This window comes from Bacillus sp. FSL H8-0547, assembly GCA_038002745.1.
Classification (GTDB): domain Bacteria; phylum Bacillota; class Bacilli; order Bacillales; family Bacillaceae; genus Bacillus_P.
Genome location: JBBODD010000001.1, coordinates 1248688 through 1269373, shown reverse-complemented (window position 1 = coordinate 1269373; position 20686 = coordinate 1248688). Strand labels below are relative to the sequence as shown.

Genomic DNA, 20686 nt, shown 5'->3' with positions numbered 1-20686 from the left:
AAAAAGAGGAGGCTGAAACGAATGAGTGTGAAAGTCGACGTGCTGACAATGCCGCTTTTCATCAATGGAAAGTGGGAGAGTGCTGCTTCAGGCGAGTGGTTTGATGTGCACAATCCTGCAACAGGCGAGGTAATAGCAAAAGCTGCAAAAGGAACGGCGGAGGATGTTGACCGTGCTGTGATGGCGGCAAGAGCTGCCTTTGATCAAGCGGAGTGGAGAGAGATGAATCCGAAGGACCGCTCCAAGGTGATGTATGCGATTGCCCACCAGATTATAGAGCATGCGGAGGAACTTTCCTATCTCGAATGCGTCAGCTCAGGCGGAACAATCAGGCGCATCAGCTCCAATGACATTCTGCAGATGGCCGACTTGTTTCAGACGTTCGGCAAATTCGTGCTTGATTATCCATTTTCTGAAACACTGCCTGTACCGCCGTTTCCGGGCCCTGCCCATAATTTCATCTGGAGAGAGCCGGTTGGAGTGTGTGCAGCCATCACTCCATGGAATATGCCGATGCTGATTGCCTCGTGGAAAATAGCGCCTGCTCTTGCGATGGGAAATACGATTGTCATTAAACCGGCAAGCTATACGCCGCTGTCGACATTAAAATTGGCTGAAATCATCTCGAAGGTTGTTCCGCCTGGTGTCATCAATGTTGTCACCGGTCCCGGTGCTGAAACAGGTGAAGCGCTGGTGCGCCACCCGAACGTGGATAAAGTGGCTTTTACAGGATCGACAGAAGTAGGCAGAAACATCATGAAGCTTGCCGCTGATACGGTGAAAAATACGACCCTTGAGCTTGGAGGGAAGTCTCCGAACATCCTTCTTGAAGATGCGGATCTATCCCTTGCTTTGCCAGGAAGTCTTTTCGGCGTATTTCTCCATTCAGGACAGCTTTGCGAATCAGGAACCCGCCTGTTCGTCCATGAAAGCATGCATGATGAAGTGGTGGAAGGGCTTGTGCAGCTGGCGAAAAAAATAAAGCCCGGAAATCCTCTCGATCCCGCATCTGATATGGGTCCTCTTATCTCTAAACAGCAGAAGGAAACCGTTCTTTCCTATATCCGTTCGGGGCTTGAAGAAGGGGCTGAGATTGTATGCGGCGGCAAAGAAATTTCTGTGGCCGGCTGTGAAGGCGGTTCCTTCATTGAACCGACCATTTTCACAAACGTGACAAACGACATGAAAATCGCCAGAGAAGAGATATTCGGTCCTGTCCTTTGCGTCATCAAGTACAGCAGTATGGATGAAGTCATTGCGATGGCGAACGATACCATTTACGGTCTTGCTGCAGGTGTCTGGACGAGAGATGTGAATAAAGCCTATGAAGCTGCCAGAAAGCTGCAGGCTGGGGTTGTCTGGATCAACGACTGGCATATGCTGCGGAATGATGCACCGTTCGGCGGATACAAGCAGAGCGGCATTGGCAGGGAGATGGGGAAGCATTCTCTTGATGCCTATACACAAGTAAAACACGTGCATACGTCTATGGTGACAGATCTTCATAAGCGGAATTGGTACGGCATTCTGTTTTCTGAAAAAGCTGAAACGCGAGGTGAGAAGTGATGCTGACGACAACTTTTTCACAATTTATGCTGCGTTCGGGAATCTACAGCGGATCCAATACACGGGCGATGGTCCCGGATCTATTCAGGGGGCTTGGAGCAAAGCGGGTCGTGCTGTTCAGTGATAAAGGCCTTGAAAAAGCGGGAGTAGTGGAAAAAGTGGCTTCCATTTTCACGCTGGCAGGTCACGGAAACGGTCCTGTGCTTGCAGGTGTGTACACGGATATCAGGCAGGATGCAGAGAGCAGCTGTGTTGATCAGGCGCTGCGCTTTGCCAGGGAACACGGTGCCGATGCACTTCTCGCGGTAGGCGGAGGTAGTGTGCTTGATACAGTTAAAGGGGTGAAATACTGTCTGCACAAAGGGTTAACAAGCATCAAGGACGCGATTCCCGGAGGATTTGTCATGGAGTCGTTTCCGGAAGCTACGCACATGCCGATCCCGCATATTGCCATACCGACAACAGCTGGAACCGGATCTGAGGTTTCGCCAATTGCCGTTATCTACAACGAAGATCTGAAGCTGAAAACAAATATAATCAATCCGTTTATCAGTGCCGACATTGCGGTCCTGGATCCAGATCTGACGACGGGACTGCCGGCGTTTATTACAGCATTCACAGGCTTTGATGCTCTGACCCATGCGATTGAAGCCTATGCATCGCCTAATGCAACTGCGCTGACGGATGCATACGCCCTGCATGCCGTCCGCCTGATTGAACAGAATCTGGTGAAAGCCGTGGAGGACGGGGAGAACCTGAAGGCAAGAATGGACATGCTCCATGCAAGTCTCATGGGAATCACAGCCTTCAGCTTTGCGCTTAATGCCATTCCGGTGCACAATTTTGCCCATGCATACGGGGCCATGTACCGAATTCCGCACGGATTAGCCAATGCTGTCTTCCTGCCTGCCGTTATGGAGACAATACCTGCTCTGTATACGCCTAAAATCCATCAACTGGCAGAGGCACTGAATGTTGGAAGCGGGGAAAAGGATCCGGAGGCGGTATTAGAGCGAGTTGTTGAAAAAATCAGGCTGATGCAGAAGAAAACAGGATTGCCGTCTGATTTTGGAGACTACAGTGTTGCGCCTCAAGATACGGAGAAAATCGTGAAGGCTGTTGCAATGGATCCGGCTGCGGTTTCCTTCCCAATGCCGCCGGAACTGATACAGGCGATCAGCCAGAAAGTGCTCCCTGCAGGTGCGGGGGTTACGAGTTGATGGAATGGGCAGCGGGATGGCGGACATCTGATAGAGTTTGATGCCATCAAGCGCGTGGGGATGAAGTTTGGTGGTACTGAAGGTTGTTATAGGAACCATCAAGCGCTTGGGGATGAAGCTTGGTGGTACTGAATGCTGTTATAGGAACCATCAAGCGCGTGAGAATGAAGCTTGATGGCACTGAACGGTGTTATAGGAACCATCAAGCGCATGGGGATGAAGCTTGATGGCACTGAACGGTGTTATAAGAACCATCAAGCACTTGGGAATGAAGCTTGGTGGTACTGAACGCTGTTATAGGAACCATCAAGCGCTTGGGGATGAAGCTTGGTGGTACTGAACGCTGTTATAGGAACCATCAAGCGCTTGGGGATGAAGCTTGGTGGTACTGAACGCTGTTATAGGAACCATCAAGCGCTTGGGAATGGAGAGTGGTGGCACTGAACGGTGTTATAGGAACCATCAAGTACTGAGAAGAGAAGCTTGCTGGCACAAAAACGGTTATAAGAACCATCAACCTCTGAAAAGAAAAGCTTGATAGCACACAAAAAAACGAGGCGCCTACTCCAGCGCCTCGTTTTTATATCATCTATTCGCAATCAGCTGAAAAACGGATAGCTCCGGTCTTTTTCCTGTACGCCGATCCATTTGACGGTCGTGAATTTATCGAGCGCCCACTCGCCGCCGAAGCGGCCAAGCCCTGAATCTTTCTCGCCTCCAAAGGCTACATGTGCTTCATCGTTAACGGACTGGTCGTTGACGTGAATCATGCCGGTTTCGATTTGTTTTGCAACCGTGACGCCTCTGTGAAGGTCTTTTGTAAAGACGGATCCACTCAAGCCGTACGGGGATCCGTTGGCAAGTTCAATGGCGTGCGCCTCGTCCTTTGCTTTCAGGATTGGGGCAACAGGGCCGAAAATTTCATTTTTGGCAATCGGCATGTCATTGGTTACGTGCGTAAGAATGACCGGCTCCATGACGTTTCCGTTCACAGCACCGCCTGCAATTTTTTCGGCACCTGCTTTCAGACTTTCTTCCAGATCATCCTGAATCCGTTCAATCTGATCGCTGTTGATCAGCGGGCCGACAGCTGTTTTAGGGTCAGATGGATCACCTGCCTGAAGCTGTCCGACTTTTTGTTTGAAAAGCTCGACGAAGTCATCGTGTACGCGTTCTTCTACAATGATGCGGTTAAGCGCCATGCAGATCTGCCCCTGGTGCAGGAATTTCCCGAAGGCCGCGGATTCAGCAGCTTTTTCAAGATCTGCGTCTGCCAGCACGAGCATGACATTGTTGCCGCCGAGTTCAAGTGCCGTATCCTTCAGGTGCTTGCCTGCAAGCTCCCCGATGTGGCGGCCGACTTCCGTTGAACCTGTAAAAGAAATGAGTTTGGGTACGCGGTGTTCAATAAAGGCATCTCCAATTTCGGATCCTCTTCCTGCAACTACATTCACTGTGCCCTTTGGAGCTCCTGCGTTTTCAAAAAGCTCTCCGATTAAAAAGCCCGAAGTAATTGGCGCTTCTGATGCAGGCTTAATGACAACCGTATTACCTGTGGCAAGCGCCGGTGCTACTGAACGCATAGCAAGGTGCAGCGGGAAATTCCACGGGCCGATGACGCCGATGACTCCTTTTGCTGTCCGGTACACCCTGTTTTCTTTTCCAGGAATATTGGAAGGGAGGATTTTTCCTTCCACCCGGTACGGGAATGTACTTGCTTCTTTAACGATCCGAAGTGTTGCCGCCCATTCCACTTCTGCTTTTATTTTTGTGCTTCCTGATTCATTTACGAGAAGATTGATAATCTCGTCTTTTCGTTCCAGAAGCGCCTTTGCTACATTGTCCATGACTTCTTGTTTCTTTTGAGGAAGAGTATCTGCCCATTCTTTCTGTGCTTTTTCGGCAGCCAGATAGGCTCTGTCCAAATCGGCATCATCTGCGGAGCGGAATTCGTTTATCGTTTCACCGCTGAACGGATTGATGTTTTTAATGGTCTTTTCGCTTGATCCTTCTGTCCATTCACCATTGATAAATTGGTTTGTATAGTTGTTCATTTTTCATTCCTCCTGTCATCCGGTACTATTCCCGTTTAGGAATTTCTTTAAAACGTCCGATGTGCACAAGTCTATTTTGTGGCAAAATAAGGGTATGACCAAGGTGAAGGAGCGGAATCAATTGAAACTAGTTTCCATCAATACAGGACTGCCGAAAAAAGTCCTGCACAACGGCCGTGAAATTGAAACCGGCATTTATAAAGAACCGGCAGATTTGCCGATCATGCTGAAAAAAACAAATTTTGAAGGGGACGGACAGGCTGACCTGAAAAATCACGGCGGCGAGGACAAGGCAGTCTGCGCCTACTTTTACGATCACTACCCATATTGGGAAAACACTCTTGGTTTTAAGCTCTCGCCCGGTGCTTTCGGTGAAAATCTGACAATAAGCGGCATGACCGAAAAAGAAGTCTGCATCGGGGACATATTCAGACTCGGAGAAGCCGAACTCGAAGTGAGCCAGCCGCGCCAGCCGTGCTTCAAGCTTGCTTTGAAACATGAAGTCAAGGACCTTCCTGTTCAGGTGCAGAACACCCGTTATACCGGGTTTTATTTTCGGGTGAAAAAAGAGGGCATGATCAGAAGCGGAGATGTACTTGAACGGATTTCAAGCCATCCGAAGAAGGTGACCATAGAATTTGTCAACAAGATCAAATACGAGGATAAATTAAACGCTGAAGCGATAAAAGAGATTCTGGAAGTGAAGGAATTGTCGGAGAGCTTTAGAAGTTCGTTTGAAAAACGGCTGTAAAAAAGGATGGGACAGAGATATAGGGTGAATTTGAGCATGCACGAATCAAATTTAAGGGTTCGGTTCAGAGGTGAAAAACAGTAAATCGCAAAGTGATTCGCACACCATTTAACAACTGAAATGGTGTGCTTTTACCTGTATGTCTCTTATACGGTCTATATGTAGAAGTATCCAAGTTATGACCCCTTTTTATGAGGATGCAGTAACCTCCTGCTAGTTAGTTTGGTAGGAGGTTATTAACGTTGGTGATGAAGTAAAGAAAATATTAATCCTTATAAGTGTATACATTTATAATCCTTCATTCGTTGTATAAGTATAGGGAGGAAAAATGATGAAAAGGGAAGATGTATTAGCCTCCTATCTTATCCATTTGGGAGAGGAAGTGTTCGGATTATTACTGATGAAAGGGGCCAAGAAAGAAGATGCAGAAGATATCATTCAAAATACCTTTTACAAAGTTTACACCATATTGGATGGCCTAACAGAAAGTAATTTACGTCCTTGGTTTTTTAGAGTATCACTTAACGAATATATTGACTTGAAAAGAAAAAAAGAACAGCAGAACATTTACTTAACCGAGGAAATCTATTCAAAGCTCCAACACGTAGATTGCGAAATTGACACGATTTTAAACAAGGATGAGATTATTTATTTATTAAAGGACATAAAAAAAGAATACAAGGAAATTTTCTTTTTAAAGTATTACTATGATTTATCTTATGAGGAAATTGCTCATATGTTGGATATTCGAGTAGACAGCGTTAAGCAAAAACTATATCGTGCACGCAAGTTTATCTACTCAAAAGTAGGAGGAAGACGATAATGGACAATTCATTAAATGAAGCATTGAAAAAGGCTAAACGAAAACAACTTTTAAAAATCATTATGACGACAATCATCGTCATATTAATTCTATTACCTATACTCGATAAAACAGGTAATTACTTTGCAGCGAAAAGTTCGGCAAGTCTGCACGAAGCACTGTCTTTACATAATGCCATTGCCGAACCTAATATCCAAATCGATTCTCAAATGATCAGTCATTCATCAATGTTTGGCGGAAACATAATAACAAACCGTTCTAAAAACATTAATGGATATGTAGTTCAATGGAGTACACTAACAAGTTCGTATGATTGGATTGGAGGACAAATAGATGATAACGAATTAAAACCAGGCTTTTATTGGTCTGATGCAAACTTTTATGAGTATGACAAACAAACAAAAAACAAAGTTGCAACATTTTATCATCCGTCCATTAAAAAATACTTTAGGGGTGTTCCAAATGAATTAGAGGAACTTTTGCAAATGGATAATCACGTTGCAGAGGTTGCCATTTCTTTCAATCAACCGTATACCTTTCAAGAAATAGAAGAAAAAATACCTGATAATTTAAACATTGTATGGTTATACATGACCTCAGAAATTGTGGATGAGAGTAAAGGACCAGCTGGAATGCCCGTTTATGGATATGTTCCGTCTGCTTCACCGAGGACAGCGTATAACGCATTTATTAATGACCTAGAGCAATATGGTGCTGACGATGATATGATTCAGGACTTTTTAAATAAAAATAAAAATAAATCATTTGATAATGTGGAAATTCTAGGAGTAATGCTCACTGGGCAAGCGGAAAATTTCAAAGCTTTAGAAAATCAAACTTTTATTCGTGGTGCTTCCATCGGTGCCACAGCACAAATTGTTCCTTACATTAAACCTGAAAAGTAATAAATGTTTAGTTGCGAAACAGATTCTTATTAATCAAAATCAGCTAATGGTTTGTCAAACATTCGCTGGATTAGCTTGCTATACTCCCCAGCTACCTCTAGTAGTCTAGACCTCAAATAAAAAGGTCGACCAATAACTTGGTCAACCTTAAAATACGATCGGGAGCTTTAATAGAATAAGAAAGAGAACTCCAATTTAATGCTGGAGTGCCTTTTTTTGCTGTGCTGCAATACCGGTTAATAAATGGCAGTATAAATAGCACCTTAATCAGCAGGACTTTGCTGCTCAACAAAGTCCTGCTGATTGCTATGAGATTTGATAGGTTAAAAATGAACAGGATTTACAAGTAAACCCTTATATATAAACAAAAAAGTATGAAGCCTCTAGGGTTTATTCATGCGATTCAACGCTCTTATGTTTTGTCCAAGTTGCTTTTTTCACTGCGCTTTTCATAAACCGCAAACGTCACCCAGTAAAGGGCTGCACTTGCAAGGGCGAGCATTCCGAGGATGGCAAATGTCCATTGAAAGCCAAACCAGACCGTCATCGGAATGGAGAGCGGGGCAATGGTCCGGCCGACCGTGTAGCGGAGACTCGCTGCGGCAAAATACTGTCCTCGCATATGCTCGGGGGCAAGCTTTGAAACAAAGCTCTGCTGCAGGCCGGCTGTCATCAATTCAGCGAGTGTGAACAGTGCCATGGCAAAAATCAGTCCCCACAAGAAGCTGAACTGGCCAAAAAGGAAGATCGAGACTGCGTATAGGACGGAAGAAAGAATAAAAACATTCCGTTCTTTGTACATTGTCATCCATCTCGTTACAGAAATCGTCAACAGGGCGACCAGCAGTCCATTTTCAGAAAGAAGAAAGCCGAAGGCCTGCTCGCCGCCAAGTGTGAGCGACCAGCTGCCGAATGAGAGAAGTTCTTCACTTTGAACCGTTTCCTTCGTATAGACGGGAATCAGCATGTCAAGCTGCATAAAGGTCTGTGCCGCAAGAACACCGGCACCGATATACAGGAGGAAGGCCCGGTCTTTGAAGATGATTTTGTATTCTCCCAGCTGCTGAAGGAGAAAGTGATGCCACTTTGTGTTGCCCTTCTTGTTCAGTACGGATTCCGGTGCTGTTTCCCTTGTCCAGAGGAACAGCATGCCTGAAAGCAGAAAACAGATGAACCCTGCAAAGACAAGGAGTTCAAAGAAATAGTCTACATAGAAGATGGCTCCTAAGATAGGGCCGATGACTACAGCCAGATTGATAGACGTATAAAATACCGCAAACACATTGCTCCGGTCTTTTTCCTGCACAACATCCGCAATCATAGCCTGGCTCGCAGGCCAGTAGAACGAACCGAAAACCCCTGCAAGAGCGAAGCATGCAAATCCGATCAGAGGGGCGTCAAGCCATGGTGAAACAGACAGGGCAAATATGAGAAAGGATATTCCCTGTCCTGCTGAAGAGAGAACGAGCATCTTTTTTCTCCCGAACCGGTCCGCGCAGTAGCCTCCCATTAAATTCGCCATCACGGAGAAAACCTGTGAAAACACTAAAAGGAATCCGGCTTGTTCCTTGCCGAATTCATCCGCAAAATAAATCGTCAAAAACGGGAAAAACATCCAGTATGTAATATTCATCAACGCTTCCCCGAATAAGCGTATCTTTAAATTCCGGTCCCAATCTCTAAGTCTCATGCTGCTGACCTCACTTTTTATGAATAAACCTCTATCATCATACCTTTCTGCGCAAAAAGGGGCAAACAGGTTCAAGCTTGTGCAGGGGCACTTAAGGTGATAGGTTTTAATCAGGCCGAAAATAAAGCCAAAGGAGCTGTCCAATGGAAATTATTTTAGATCATCTCGTACATTTTACAGATCGCCATCCGCTTGAAGCGGCAGAGTTTTTTAAAAAACAGGGACTGACTGCTGTAATGGGGGGCAGGCATGAGAAATGGGGCTCGTATAACAGCCTTTGTTATTTCAGCGACCTCGCCTATTTGGAGTTCCTATCGATTGAAGACAGGAAAAAAGCAAATAGTTCGGAAAATCCTCTCATCCACCGCCTGCTGAAGCAGCGCGCAGAGGGTCTTGGCCAGATTGCCCTGAGGTCAAACAACCTCGAAAATGTGAAAGCAGAGCTTGAAGAGAAGGGGCTTGAAACAGGAGACATTCTTGAAGCGGGCAGAAAACGCGAGGATGGCTCACTGCTTGAGTGGAAAATGCTTTTTATCGAGCAAAGCGACGACGAAGCGCCTCTGCCTTTCTTTATTGAATGGAAGCAGTCTGAGGATGAACGAAAGCATGACTTGTTCAGGTCTGGCGCACTTCCGTCTGAAAATACCGAAGTGTCGGTTTCGAAAGTCCACTATATCGTAAGGGATTTAAATGCAGCTGTTCTTAAATGGAGAAAATATTTTGACCTTCCAAGAGGCGAAGAGGCTGTTTATGATGAGTGGCGGGCAAGGATTTATACATTCTCTCTTCCGTCTTTTCAGCTGATTTTTGCCGAGCCTTCAGGGGACGGCCTTGTTCAGCAGATGCTTGAACGAAAAGGGGAAGGACCTTACCTCGCAGAGTTCGATCCGCCTGTTTTCAAATCTTATTATCAGGTGCACGGCAGCATGTACAAATAAAAAATCAGCCTCCTTATCCTGGAGGCTGATTTTTTTAGTCAGTCAAATATCTAACATATACAGGATTCAATTTTCCAGATGGACGGCGAAGCCTGTAATTCTTTCTCGTATGCTGCTTCAGCAGGTATTCTTCATACTTTCGGTTCCAGTGTTTAACAGAAGCTAAGACGAGAACGCCTGTTATGAGAATGAGACCAGTGATTGCCGGCCAGAATGCCGCCGACACATATCCGTCCGCATACGCAAGTCCAATTGGAGAGAAAACGATATAGGTTGCGCAGACGAGCGCAAGCAGAATGATAGAGGTAGCAATTGTGTACTTCCACGGCATCATGTCAACCGATGCTTCAGTTTTATAAATGTAGGCCTGTTCTCTCGGTTTAACCATTCCGATTGCAAGCATCATGAACACTTCAATAAAGAAGAGAATGGCATAAATATGAATGAAGTGGATATCGACGGTAAAGCCGAAGAGATGGTTCGTTCCCCAAACGAGCATATAGTAGGCAATAACGTGAAAAATGATCACCACTTTTGCAGCAGCGGCCGGTACAAATTTAGAAAGCAGACCGACAAGGACAATGGTAATAATCGGGATGTTGAAAAAGCCGGTAAATTTCCGGATTAAATCCCACAAGCCGTCCGGCGCATACATAAGCAAAGGAGAAACAAATAATGCGACAAGTGCGAGCAATGTTCCAAACAGCTTGCTCACGCTGATCAGCTTTTTATCATCAGCCTTCGGATTAACCTGCACCTTGTAAATATCGAGTGCAAACATCGTGGCTGCGCTGTTCAGCAGAGAATTGAATGAACTGAACACGGCACCAAGCAGGACTGCAAGGAAAAATCCTGACAGATACGTCGGCAGTACGTCCGCAATCAGAGTCGGATAAGCAAGGTCAACTGATTTCAGGCCATCACCATATTGATGGAAAACAATGATGCCGGGAATCATCATGAAGAGAGGAATAAGCAGCTTATAAAAGCCTGAAATAATGACCCCTTTTTGACCTTCAGCAAGGTTTTTGGCGCCAAGCGTCCGTTGAATAACATACTGGTTGGATGCCCAATAGAACAGATTGGCGAAAATCATTCCTGTGAAAATGGTGCCGAACGGAACAGAGTCTTCACTCGATCCAATTGCGTTCAATTTTTCGGAATGAGAGGTTGTAATCTCTTTCATGCCGTCAAGCATGCTTCCATTGCCGAGGGCGATAAAACCTAAAACAGGAACGAGAATTCCAATGATTAAAAGTCCGATTCCGTTCAGTGTATCTGACACAGCCACAGCTTTCAGCCCGCCAAAAATGGCATAAACAGCTCCGATAATACCAATCACCCAAATGACAAGCCAGATTGACTGCATATAAGAAATTCCAAACAGCGCCGGAACATCAAACATCTGCAGGACAGCAAGAGCTCCGGAATAAAGCATGGAAGGAATCGTTACCAGAATATACCCGAGCATAAAAAGAATGACGGTATACCGTCTTACGCCCTCATCAAACCGTTTGCTTAGGAATTCGGGGAGAGTCGTAAAACTGCCGCCAAGGTATTTTGGGAGCAAATACAAAGCCATCACAACAATCGCAAAGGCGGAAGTAACCTCCCAGGCCATATTTGACAGGTTTGTGCGGTAAGCCTGTCCATTAAGTCCCACGAGCTGCTCAGCCGATAAATTTGTAAGAAGCAGTGAACCTGCTATAAAACCACCCGTAAGTCCTCTGCCCGCAAGGAAATAACCGTTTGAATCCTCATTGCCGCCTTTTGTTTTCAGATAGGAAATCCATGCTACAAGACCCATAAAAAAGGCGCATGATAAAAGCGTGAACCAGATTCCTCCCATATGTATGCCTCCTTCAAGATGCTAAAATTGTTTTTTAGAATAATTTCTATCCATTAAATAACCTCCATTCGACAAAGATAAACCTGACTGGATAAAAAAAAGGAAATAAGAACGAAACAAAAGTCTGATTTAATGGAAAAATCAGACTTTGTAAGTAGAAGCTATTTGTTTAAAGGCTTTACCACAATCGCCTGGGAGCATTTACGGATCACGCAGTCGTTCAATTCTTCATTGGACAGCATGCCCAGTGTGAGCGCTGCATCAATTTTTTCTTTATCGGGCTGTTTGACCAGAATAATACAATCTGAGAGATTCAATTCTTCCAGGACTTTGACCGTTTTTTCAGGATGATAGGATTCGGACTGCCTGATCTGCCTCTGAATCTTGTAAGCTCCAATTCTTTCTTCCCCTTTGCTGTTTTTGCCGTATTCATGATCAAAATAGGCATTGAAAATCTTTTTGATGTCCTTCATTTCTTCTTCTATTTTCTTTGCCTTTTCATTCAGCGCAGCATACCGGGAGACCATTTCCTCAGGGATTTGAAAGGTGTTTGGGTTGTTCATTCTGATGCCTCCAATTTATGATGTTCTTAAAGGATATGCAAGAGGGCCTGTTTGCAGAACGTCTGTTTGATTGTTTGTCACGAATCATCTATATTTTTAAGAAGGAATCGTGCTGCACAATGTATAAGCTAGTAAAGAGTAGTGATTACAGGACAGGAGGCTGTAAAAATGGATCTGTTCACCATTCTGTCAGAGGATAAAATAAAACAGGCAATAAAAGACGGGGAATTTAACCGGCTGCCCGGCATGGGAAAACCGCTTCAGCTTGAGGATTTGTCCCATATTTCCCCCGAGCTGAGAGTGTCCTACAAGATGATGAAGAATGCAGGCATGCTTGATGAAGAGGCAGAGCTGAAAAAATCCATTCATAAGCTTGAAGACCTGGCATCAGCCTGTCATGATGCCCTTGAAAAAGAAAAGCTTGAGATGCAGCTGAGCGAAAAACGGGTAAAGCTTGAAAGAATACTGAAAAAGCGCGGCACATTTTCATCAAAGGCTTCCGCTTTTTACAAAAATAAAATCAATTCGAAATGGTCATAACATGGAGTGAGTGACATGAACGTTGTCTGGTTTAAACGGGACTTGAGGACCGAAAACCACATCCCCCTTGCAGAAGCAGCACGCTATGGAGAAGTTTTGCCGCTGTATGCTGCGGAGCCTTCGTTTTGGGGGACAGGTTGCCTTTCAGCACGGCATCTTCAATTCGTACGGGAAAGTCTTGAAGACATGCAGCTTTCATTTGAGAAAATGGGAAGCAGTCTTTACACATTCATTGGTGAGATAGAGGATGCGCTCGAAGAAATGTATGAAACGTGCGGCGACTTTTCCCTGTATGCGTACGTTGGATCGCGGTCTGCGGCAGACGTGAGCAAGCATGAAAGAGTCAGAGACTGGATGACTGATAGAGGCCTTGCTTTTCATGAGTATGAAGAGTACGATGCACCCGGAAAGAATGCAAAGCAGAGGTGGGAGGCTTTTTGCGGAAGTGAAGCAGCGCGGATGCCCAGCCGCTTATCCATACCTGAAAAGGTTCCGGACCGTTTCTTTTCCGGCTCAGAAAAGCTGAAATCGCTCCCTGTCAAAGGCAGCCCGATAAAATTCGGCCAGCAGGGAGGGGAAACACAGGCACTGGAAACGATTGAAACGTTTTTAAATGAGCGTGCCGCTTCCTATTTAGAAAATCGGTCAAACCCTCTTCAGTCCACGATTTCTTCAAGCAGGCTGTCTCCGTATCTTGCTTGGGGAAACATCTCGCTGCGCACCATTTTACAAAAAACGTCGATAAAGATAGAAAATTGTGATAATTTGTTCCCCGTGGAACAATTGGCGGCTTTTATGGACCAGCTGAAGGCGAGATGGAAGCTGATGGAGAATGAAGTTGAAGCGATTTCAGAGCTGTGTCTTCATGATGAAAGGCCACCATTATTCGACAAATGGCACGCCGGAGAAACAGGCATACCGTTTGCTGATGCATGCATGAAATGTCTGCACAAAACAGGGTGGCTGCCTGCCAAATACCGGGGCATGCTTGCTTCTTTTGGAATTGCGGTTCTCGAACTGGATCACGCAGCGTGTTCGGAAGCACTTGCCTCCCTTTTCCTGGACTATGAGCCGTCGATTCACACCGAACAGATGAAAAAGGTCTCTTCAAAAGCGGTGAACCCTGTCAAAATAGGAAAGGCGGAAGATCCGGACGGAGTTTTTATCAAGAGGTATCTGCCCGTTCTGGAGCGTGTGCCTGCGAAATACATTCATGAACCTTGGAACTATCCAGGTTTTTTTCAGCTTGACTACCAAGCTCCGGTGATTGATCTGAAAAAAGCGGTTAAACCTGCAAAAAAGGGAACGGAACGCAAAAACAAACCTTCTGACAGTGAACAGCTGTCATTTGATTTATAAAAGGAGGGAGAAGAGTGCATGTAGTTGGAATTGATCTTGCGGGTCCTGCCAATCACAAAGAGACGGCAGTTGCTGTTTTTAAAAAAGAAGCGGACAGCCTTGTACTGAACACCTTGACGTTTCATAACAGCGACCGGCTTATTCTGGATACAGTAAGCCGTTTAGCCTTAGAAGGAGGAAAAGTTACTGTCGGAATTGATGCGCCGCTCTCTTATCAGGACGGCGGCGGGGACAGGCCTTCAGACAAAGCTGTCAGATCAAAGCTTCGGGAGGCGGGCCTCTACCACGGCTCCATCATGCCTCCGACCTTGAACCGGATGGTTTATCTCACTTTAAGAGGCATTCACCTGAGCAGGGCGCTTGAAAAATACACGGGTTCTATTGTTGAAGTGCATCCCGGCGGTGCTATTGGGCTCCGGCTGAAGCCTGAGGACCGGAATCTCGCTTTGACATATAAAAAATCAGATGCGGACAGGAGAAGCCTTCTGCCGTTCTTTGAACAATGGAGGATGATGAATCTTTCACCGGACGCTGCAGAGACAAGCCACGGACTTGATGCATGTGCGGCAGCCCTAGCTGCCTGGCACTGGGCAGATGCAGAACTTGAACCCGAAATATGCATAGGGGCCGATAAGCCGTTTCATCCTTTTGATTTTTGCTGCTGAAGATCACGTTTATGCGTGGTCTTTTTTTAATTCTGCTTTTCCTGCTTGTATGCCGGCAAAAAGGGTAACAACCAATAAAGGCCTGCTGAAGGGAATGAGTGTTGTGCATAAAAAAAGCATCTGGCTGAAAACGATTACGCTTTTCTGTTGACAACCTGTATATACAGGAATACAATGTGAGTGTAACTTGTATATACAGGATAATTTTCTGTGAACATAGCGAGAATAATAGCACGTAAATGAAAACGATTACGGGAGGTTGAAATAGATGAGCGTGAACAAGCAGGAAGTCCGCGACATTGTGGATGCGGTCGGCGGGAAAGAGAACATTGCCGCTGCTACGCACTGTGTCACTCGTCTCCGGTTTGCTTTGAAAGATGAAAGCAAAGTGGATAAAGAGAAGCTTGATCAGATTGATATGGTAAAGGGCTCATTTTCAACAAACGGCCAGTTCCAGGTCGTCATTGGACAGGGGCTTGTTGACAAGGTTTATAAAGAAATGGCTGAACAGACAGGCATGGGCGAGTCGTCCAAAGAGGATGTCAAGGAAGCAGTATCAGGCAAATTGAATCCGCTTCAGCGAGCTGTTAAGATGCTTGCGGATATTTTCATCCCGATTCTTCCGGCGATTGTTACGGCCGGTCTTCTTATGGGGATCAACAACATTCTGAGCGGAAAAGATATTTTCTTTGACGGGCAGTCTCTGATCCAGGTGTACCCGCAATGGGCGGACTTATCCTCCATTATTAACCTGATTGCCAATACCGCCTTCACCTTCCTGCCAGCTTTGATCGGGTGGTCGGCAGTAAAGCGGTTCGGAGGTAGCCCGCTGCTTGGTATTGTCCTTGGTTTGATCCTTGTGCATCCGGATCTTCTGAATGCATGGTCTTACGGTGAAGCTCAGGCCAAAGGAGAGGTGCCGGTATGGAACCTGTTCGGTCTTGAAGTTGAAAAAATCGGCTATCAGGGACAGGTGCTTCCGGTTCTGTTTGCATCGTACCTGCTTGCCAAAATAGAAGTTTTCTTAAACAGGCGGATACCGGATTCCATTAAACTGCTTGTTGTTGCTCCAATCACTCTTTTAGTAACAGGCTTTGCAGCATTTATCCTGATTGGACCTGTTACGTTTGCAGCCGGTAATGCAATCACAGACGGCGTTATTGCCATTTTCGACAACTTTGCTGCTCTTGGCGGTCTCCTGTACGGCGGATTCTATTCGCTGCTTGTTGTAACAGGCATGCATCATACGTTCCTTGCCGTTGACCTTCAGCTTGTAGCGAGCGCCGGAGGAACATTCCTGTGGCCGATGCTTGCTCTGTCAAACATTGCTCAAGGTTCTGCTGCCTTTGCGATGATGCGCATTGTGAAGGATGAAAAGCAAAAAGGTCTTGCCCTGACATCCGGTATTTCCGCTTATCTCGGGATTACGGAGCCGGCCATGTTCGGTGTGAATCTCAGATACCGCTATCCGTTTATCGCTGCAATGATCGGTTCTGCGATTGCAGGTATCTTTATTACAATCAACCATGTCAAAGCATTCTCAATCGGCGTCGGCGGAATCCCCGGATTCCTATCCATCCAGTCTGAATACTGGACAGCGTTCTTTATCGGAATGGCGATAGCCATTGTCGTGCCGTTTGTTCTGACATATGTGTTTGCGAAATTTAACTGGAAGAAAAAATAAAAGCAGAAAGGGACAAGCCATTGTCCTTTTTTGCGTAAATTCTAAAATGGTGGTGCATGTACAATGAAACAGCCCTGGTGGAAAAAATCAGCGGTCTATCAAATTTATCCGAAAAGCTTTAACGATACGACGGGAAATGGAGTCGGCGATATTCAGGGAATCATCGATAAACTTGATTACTTGAAAAAACTCGGCATCGATGTCGTGTGGCTGACGCCGATTTACGAATCTCCCCAAAAAGATAACGGCTACGACATCAGTGATTATTTTTCCATTCATGAAGAATACGGAACGATGGAAGACTTTGAACGCTTGTTAAAAGAGGCTCATGACCGCGGAATTAAAGTCATCATGGATATTGTGGTGAACCACACGTCAACAGAACATGCCTGGTTTAAAGAAGCCCAGTCTTCAAAAGAGAGTCCTTACCGCGATTTTTACATCTGGAAAGAAGGAAAAGAGGACGGTTCTGAGCCTTCAAACTGGATTTCAAAGTTCGGGGGCTCTGCATGGAAGCTGGATGAAAAAACAGGCGAATACTACCTTCACCTTTTTGACGTCACACAGGCTGACCTGAACTGGGAAAACGAAGAGGTCCGCCGGAAAGTGTATGACATGATGACATTCTGGTTTGAAAAAGGTGTCGACGGTTTCAGGCTTGACGTCATTAACCTGATTTCAAAGGATCAGAACTTCCCTGATGACGACGGCAACACTGCTCCGGGAGACGGCCGCAAGTTTTACACAGACGGACCGCGTGTTCATGAGTATATGAAAGAAATGAACAGAGAAGTGTTTTCAAAATATGACAGTATGACAGTGGGCGAAATGTCATCCACGACAATCGACAACTGCATCCAATATTCAAATCCTGATTCAAATGAGCTCAGCATGACGTTCAACTTCCATCACCTGAAAGTGGATTACCCGAACGGGGAGAAGTGGGCGCTCGCAGATTTTGATTTTCAGGCGCTGAAGCAAATCCTTTCAAAATGGCAGGTGGAGATGCATAAAGGCGGCGGCTGGAATGCCCTGTTCTGGTGCAACCATGATCAGCCGCGCGTTGTTTCAAGATACGGAAACGACGGCAAGTACCGCGTGGAATCGGCAAAAATGCTGGCAACAACCGTCCACATGATGCAGGGGACACCCTATATTTATCAGGGCGAGGAATTCGGGATGACAAACCCTAAATTTGAATCCATCAATGACTACCGTGATGTAGAATCTCTGAATATGTTCAATATTTTAAAAGAAGCCGGCAAGTCAGAAGAAGAAATTCTTGAGATTTTAAAGAGCAAATCAAGAGACAATTCCCGCACGCCGGTTCAATGGGATGATTCAAAACATGCAGGATTTACAACAGGCACTCCATGGATCATGCCTGCGAAAAATTACCCGGAGATCAACGCCGAAAAAGCTGTCCAGGATGAAAACTCAGTCTTCTACCACTATCAGAAGCTGATTCAATTAAGAAAAGACATTGATCTCATCACATACGGAGATTACGAACTGATCCACGACGACCATGAGCAGCTGTTTTCCTACGTCCGCAATGGAGACGGCGAAAAACTGCTCGTCATCAACAATTTCTATGAAAAAGAAACCGTCTTTACACTGCCGGAGCACATCGGTGATGAGTTTAAAGCGGAAATCCTGATCAGCAACTACCCGGACTCGAGTGAATCTGTTAAAGAAATCATTCTCCGTCCATTTGAATCCGTCGTTTATCATCTTAAAAAGTAACATTTCATGGTAAACTGGTGATGGTGGTTAAAGATGAAAACAAACAATAAATACCTGGCTATTTACCAGGAGCTTGCCGATTTAATCAAACAGGGCATCCTCGCGCCTGATGAAACAATTCCATCTGAAAACGAGCTCGCTGCAACATACGAGACGTCAAGGGAGACGATCCGCAAGGCGCTCAATCTATTGGCGCAGAACGGGTTCATTCAGAAGGTTAAAGGAAAAGGGTCCATTGTGCTCGATGTGACGAAAATGAGCTTTCCCGTTTCCGGTCTTGTCAGTTTTAAAGAGCTGTCGAAAAACCTTGGACGCTCGTCCCGGACAACTGTAGAAAAATTAGGTCTTATTAAACCGGATCCGTTTATTGCCCAGCAGCTGAACCTTAGCGGCGGGGATGATGTATGGGAGGTTGTCAGGTCACGAAACATCGACGGGGAATCCATTATTCTCGATAAGGATTACCTGAACAGCCGCTTCATTCCTTCCTTAACAAAGGAGATCTGCGAGGATTCCATTTACCGGTACATTGAAGAAGAGCTTGGTCTTAAGATCAGCTTTGCCAAAAAAGAGATTGTTGTGGAAGAGTGTACGGAAGAAGACTATGCTTATCTCGATCTGCACAGCTTTACCCACATCGTTGTAGTAAAAAACCATGTTTACCTGGATGATACAAGTCTGTTTCAGTATACAGAATCAAGGCACAGACTTGATAAGTTCCGGTTTGTGGATTTCGCCCGGAGAGGGCATTGAAAAAGTCAGGCTGCTGCCTGACTTTTTTTATGTGCTTTCAGCTGCGCAAATCCCTGAGAACAGACTGGGAAGCATGATACCCGCTGACAGAAACACCAATCGTTCCTGCCCCGGGAAACACACTGTCGCCGCACAGATAGATGCCCGGGATGCCGGTGCGGTGTGACAGACTGTTGAACAGCGAATGCTGCAGAGTTTGCGGATAGCCTCCGACCATTCCCCGCGGTCTTTTAGTGAACGTTTCCCACGCTCCCGGAGCCCCCGGCATGACATCTGTCAATCCATCCTGCAGACGCGGAATCACTGTCTCAATCGAGCGCAGCATCCGGTTTGTGAGCACCTCTTTATACAGATCATACTTTTCCTTCGTATCCCACAGCTTCAAATCCGTATGGGTGCTTGCTGTCATCGTTCTATATCCGGCAGGTGCCCTCCGCTCATCGCCTTTTTTTGAAACTGAGAGAAACAGGTGATGCCCCTCAGTCATATCGCCTGAATCATTGTCCATCACCTGATGGAAAAGCGGAAAGTTCTCTGGGATGATTTCCTCTTTTACAGTCAGATAAAGCGTCATCGTGCCCCATTGCTGCAGGCTCTGCTTTTTCGTATATGCTTTGCTCAGCTGATTTTTTAAATCTTCGGAAAGGAGGTTTGTAAACCCGGGCAGGGGAAGATTGCAGATGATAAAGTCCGCGTCATAGGTCTTGTTCTTCCGGTCAGTCACTCTGTACCGGCCGTTTTCTTTATGAATGGATTTCACCCAGGATCGTTTTTTCAGAACGGCTCCGCGATCTTTTGCGAATGCAGCCAGATGCTCGGCTATTTGATACAAACCGCCATTCACATAAAAGGCGCCGTCATGGTACACAGTCAGGGCGTAGGCGCCAAGGATGGCAGAACAGTCCTCGCTCGTTGTCTGCATCGAATCAATGAGCTGGGCATCAATTAAGTGAATAAAGTCCCGCTCATTCTGAAGTCCATGCTTTTTGAGCAGGGCCGCCATCGTACTCTGAAAATAAGGGATAAGGCCAAGGGTGGTGGGTTTTAGTGACTTTAAGAGCTTCCCCCACTCAAAAGCTGTCTTCGGAGGAAGGACCGGCAGGGGATCAATGAGCTTTTTTACTTCCGCACCGGTTTTCCATATGTCTGAGTAAAATGCATGGATTTTCGCTGTAAGATGCGGAAAGTGCTTCTCCGCTTCTTTTAAATAAAGAGCCCGGTCCCGGTAATAGGAAATGGTTTTCCCCGGAAGGTGAATGTCCATGATGACATCAAGCAGGCTGTGTTCCTGAAAAGGAAGGCTGAGTTCACGGAAAAGCTTGTCGTGCACGCCCCCTTGTTCAAAGCCCATGCCGAGGGTGGCACCTGCAGGATATAAAAATTTCCCGCGCTGAAACTTACCCGCACAGCCGCCCCACTCGTTTGATGCTTCAAGAACGGTGACGTCTGTTCCTTCTTTTGAAAGAAAGGCAGCTGCCGTCAGTCCGCCGATACCGCCTCCGATGATGATCGTCCGTTTTGCCATCGTTTTCACCTCGCTGTCATTGTACTTTTTTACCGATCAGCGCCCAACTTTTAAT

Annotated in this window: 17 protein-coding genes; 12 read left to right on the top strand and 5 right to left on the bottom strand. The window is 45.9% G+C overall.

Annotation, left to right across the window (positions count from 1 at the left end; all coding sequences use genetic code 11):
- The first annotated feature begins 21 nt into the window (after positions 1 to 21).
- On the top strand, positions 22 to 1566 hold the full coding sequence (locus tag MHB63_06105) for an aldehyde dehydrogenase family protein (GenBank protein MEK3806151.1): 1545 nt from the start codon (positions 22 to 24) through the stop codon (positions 1564 to 1566).
- Positions 1566 to 2786, top strand: coding sequence for an iron-containing alcohol dehydrogenase (locus tag MHB63_06100; GenBank protein MEK3806150.1), 1221 nt, complete (start codon positions 1566 to 1568; stop codon positions 2784 to 2786). Before MHB63_06105 ends, MHB63_06100 begins: the two co-directional genes overlap by 1 nt.
- Positions 2787 to 3385: 599 nt before the next feature.
- Here MHB63_06100 and MHB63_06095 read toward each other — a convergent pair.
- The gene (locus MHB63_06095; protein MEK3806149.1) at positions 3386 to 4840 is read right to left on the bottom strand and encodes an aldehyde dehydrogenase family protein; all 1455 of its coding nucleotides are present in this window, start codon (positions 4838 to 4840) and stop codon (positions 3386 to 3388) included.
- Positions 4841 to 4934: 94 nt separating this feature from the next.
- Here MHB63_06095 and MHB63_06090 point away from each other — a divergent pair, with 94 nt between their 5' ends.
- The 3 genes from MHB63_06090 (at position 4935) to MHB63_06080 (ending at position 7319) form a co-directional block, all read left to right on the top strand.
- On the top strand, positions 4935 to 5591 hold the full coding sequence (locus tag MHB63_06090; GenBank protein MEK3806148.1) for an MOSC domain-containing protein: 657 nt from the start codon (positions 4935 to 4937) through the stop codon (positions 5589 to 5591).
- A 331-nt stretch (positions 5592 to 5922) separates the two neighbouring features.
- Positions 5923 to 6414 (top strand): RNA polymerase sigma factor, encoded by a 492-nt coding sequence (locus MHB63_06085; GenBank protein ID MEK3806147.1) that lies wholly within the window; start codon positions 5923 to 5925, stop codon positions 6412 to 6414.
- Positions 6414 to 7319 carry a sigma factor regulator N-terminal domain-containing protein gene (locus MHB63_06080; protein MEK3806146.1) on the top strand — a complete coding sequence of 302 codons (906 nt, stop codon included), beginning with the start codon at positions 6414 to 6416 and terminating at the stop codon, positions 7317 to 7319. Before MHB63_06085 ends, MHB63_06080 begins: the two co-directional genes overlap by 1 nt.
- A 412-nt stretch (positions 7320 to 7731) precedes the next feature.
- Here MHB63_06080 and MHB63_06075 read toward each other — a convergent pair whose 3' ends face one another.
- On the bottom strand, positions 7732 to 9009 hold the full coding sequence (locus tag MHB63_06075; GenBank protein ID MEK3806145.1) for an MFS transporter: 1278 nt from the start codon (positions 9007 to 9009) through the stop codon (positions 7732 to 7734).
- 143 nt (positions 9010 to 9152) lie between these two features.
- Between MHB63_06075 and MHB63_06070 the strand changes: the two genes are divergently transcribed.
- Positions 9153 to 9947 carry a VOC family protein gene (locus tag MHB63_06070; protein ID MEK3806144.1) on the top strand — a complete coding sequence of 265 codons (795 nt, stop codon included), beginning with the start codon at positions 9153 to 9155 and terminating at the stop codon, positions 9945 to 9947.
- A 34-nt stretch (positions 9948 to 9981) separates the two neighbouring features.
- Here MHB63_06070 and MHB63_06065 read toward each other — a convergent pair whose 3' ends face one another.
- Both MHB63_06065 and MHB63_06060 read right to left on the bottom strand, forming a co-directional pair.
- Positions 9982 to 11796, bottom strand: a complete 1815-nt coding sequence (locus MHB63_06065; protein MEK3806143.1) for a solute:sodium symporter family transporter — start codon at positions 11794 to 11796, stop codon at positions 9982 to 9984.
- 161 nt (positions 11797 to 11957) lie between these two features.
- On the bottom strand, positions 11958 to 12359 hold the full coding sequence (locus MHB63_06060; GenBank protein MEK3806142.1) for a hypothetical protein: 402 nt from the start codon (positions 12357 to 12359) through the stop codon (positions 11958 to 11960).
- A 168-nt stretch (positions 12360 to 12527) separates the two neighbouring features.
- Here MHB63_06060 and MHB63_06055 point away from each other — a divergent pair, with 168 nt between their 5' ends.
- The 6 genes from MHB63_06055 (at position 12528) to treR (ending at position 19106) form a co-directional block, all read left to right on the top strand.
- Positions 12528 to 12899, top strand: coding sequence for a DUF1992 domain-containing protein (locus MHB63_06055; protein MEK3806141.1), 372 nt, complete (start codon positions 12528 to 12530; stop codon positions 12897 to 12899).
- A 15-nt stretch (positions 12900 to 12914) separates the two neighbouring features.
- On the top strand, positions 12915 to 14258 hold the full coding sequence (locus MHB63_06050; protein MEK3806140.1) for an FAD-binding domain-containing protein: 1344 nt from the start codon (positions 12915 to 12917) through the stop codon (positions 14256 to 14258).
- 14 nt (positions 14259 to 14272) lie between these two features.
- Positions 14273 to 14923 carry a DUF429 domain-containing protein gene (locus tag MHB63_06045; protein MEK3806139.1) on the top strand — a complete coding sequence of 217 codons (651 nt, stop codon included), beginning with the start codon at positions 14273 to 14275 and terminating at the stop codon, positions 14921 to 14923.
- A gap of 268 nt (positions 14924 to 15191) precedes the next feature.
- Positions 15192 to 16607 (top strand): PTS system trehalose-specific EIIBC component, encoded by a 1416-nt coding sequence (treP, locus tag MHB63_06040; GenBank protein MEK3806138.1) that lies wholly within the window; start codon positions 15192 to 15194, stop codon positions 16605 to 16607.
- A 63-nt stretch (positions 16608 to 16670) separates the two neighbouring features.
- On the top strand, positions 16671 to 18353 hold the full coding sequence (treC, locus tag MHB63_06035; GenBank protein ID MEK3806137.1) for an alpha,alpha-phosphotrehalase: 1683 nt from the start codon (positions 16671 to 16673) through the stop codon (positions 18351 to 18353).
- A gap of 33 nt (positions 18354 to 18386) precedes the next feature.
- Positions 18387 to 19106, top strand: coding sequence for a trehalose operon repressor (gene treR / locus MHB63_06030; protein ID MEK3806136.1), 720 nt, complete (start codon positions 18387 to 18389; stop codon positions 19104 to 19106).
- A gap of 37 nt (positions 19107 to 19143) precedes the next feature.
- Here the strand turns inward: treR and MHB63_06025 are convergent, their stop codons facing one another.
- On the bottom strand, positions 19144 to 20631 hold the full coding sequence (locus MHB63_06025; GenBank protein MEK3806135.1) for an NAD(P)/FAD-dependent oxidoreductase: 1488 nt from the start codon (positions 20629 to 20631) through the stop codon (positions 19144 to 19146).
- Positions 20632 to 20686: the final 55 nt, after the last annotated feature.

Coding starts and splice junctions, on each gene's coding strand:
- MHB63_06105 (MEK3806151.1), top strand. CDS start 22: ATGAGTGTGAAAGTCGACGTGCTGACAATGCCGCTTTTCATCAATGGA.
- MHB63_06100 (MEK3806150.1), top strand. CDS start 1,566: ATGCTGACGACAACTTTTTCACAATTTATGCTGCGTTCGGGAATCTAC.
- MHB63_06095 (MEK3806149.1), bottom strand. CDS start 4,840: ATGAACAACTATACAAACCAATTTATCAATGGTGAATGGACAGAAGGA.
- MHB63_06090 (MEK3806148.1), top strand. CDS start 4,935: ATGACCAAGGTGAAGGAGCGGAATCAATTGAAACTAGTTTCCATCAAT.
- MHB63_06085 (MEK3806147.1), top strand. CDS start 5,923: ATGAAAAGGGAAGATGTATTAGCCTCCTATCTTATCCATTTGGGAGAG.
- MHB63_06080 (MEK3806146.1), top strand. CDS start 6,414: ATGGACAATTCATTAAATGAAGCATTGAAAAAGGCTAAACGAAAACAA.
- MHB63_06075 (MEK3806145.1), bottom strand. CDS start 9,009: ATGAGACTTAGAGATTGGGACCGGAATTTAAAGATACGCTTATTCGGG.
- MHB63_06070 (MEK3806144.1), top strand. CDS start 9,153: ATGGAAATTATTTTAGATCATCTCGTACATTTTACAGATCGCCATCCG.
- MHB63_06065 (MEK3806143.1), bottom strand. CDS start 11,796: ATGGGAGGAATCTGGTTCACGCTTTTATCATGCGCCTTTTTTATGGGT.
- MHB63_06060 (MEK3806142.1), bottom strand. CDS start 12,359: ATGAACAACCCAAACACCTTTCAAATCCCTGAGGAAATGGTCTCCCGG.
- MHB63_06055 (MEK3806141.1), top strand. CDS start 12,528: ATGGATCTGTTCACCATTCTGTCAGAGGATAAAATAAAACAGGCAATA.
- MHB63_06050 (MEK3806140.1), top strand. CDS start 12,915: ATGAACGTTGTCTGGTTTAAACGGGACTTGAGGACCGAAAACCACATC.
- treP (MEK3806138.1), top strand. CDS start 15,192: ATGAGCGTGAACAAGCAGGAAGTCCGCGACATTGTGGATGCGGTCGGC.
- treC (MEK3806137.1), top strand. CDS start 16,671: ATGAAACAGCCCTGGTGGAAAAAATCAGCGGTCTATCAAATTTATCCG.
- treR (MEK3806136.1), top strand. CDS start 18,387: ATGAAAACAAACAATAAATACCTGGCTATTTACCAGGAGCTTGCCGAT.
- MHB63_06025 (MEK3806135.1), bottom strand. CDS start 20,631: ATGGCAAAACGGACGATCATCATCGGAGGCGGTATCGGCGGACTGACG.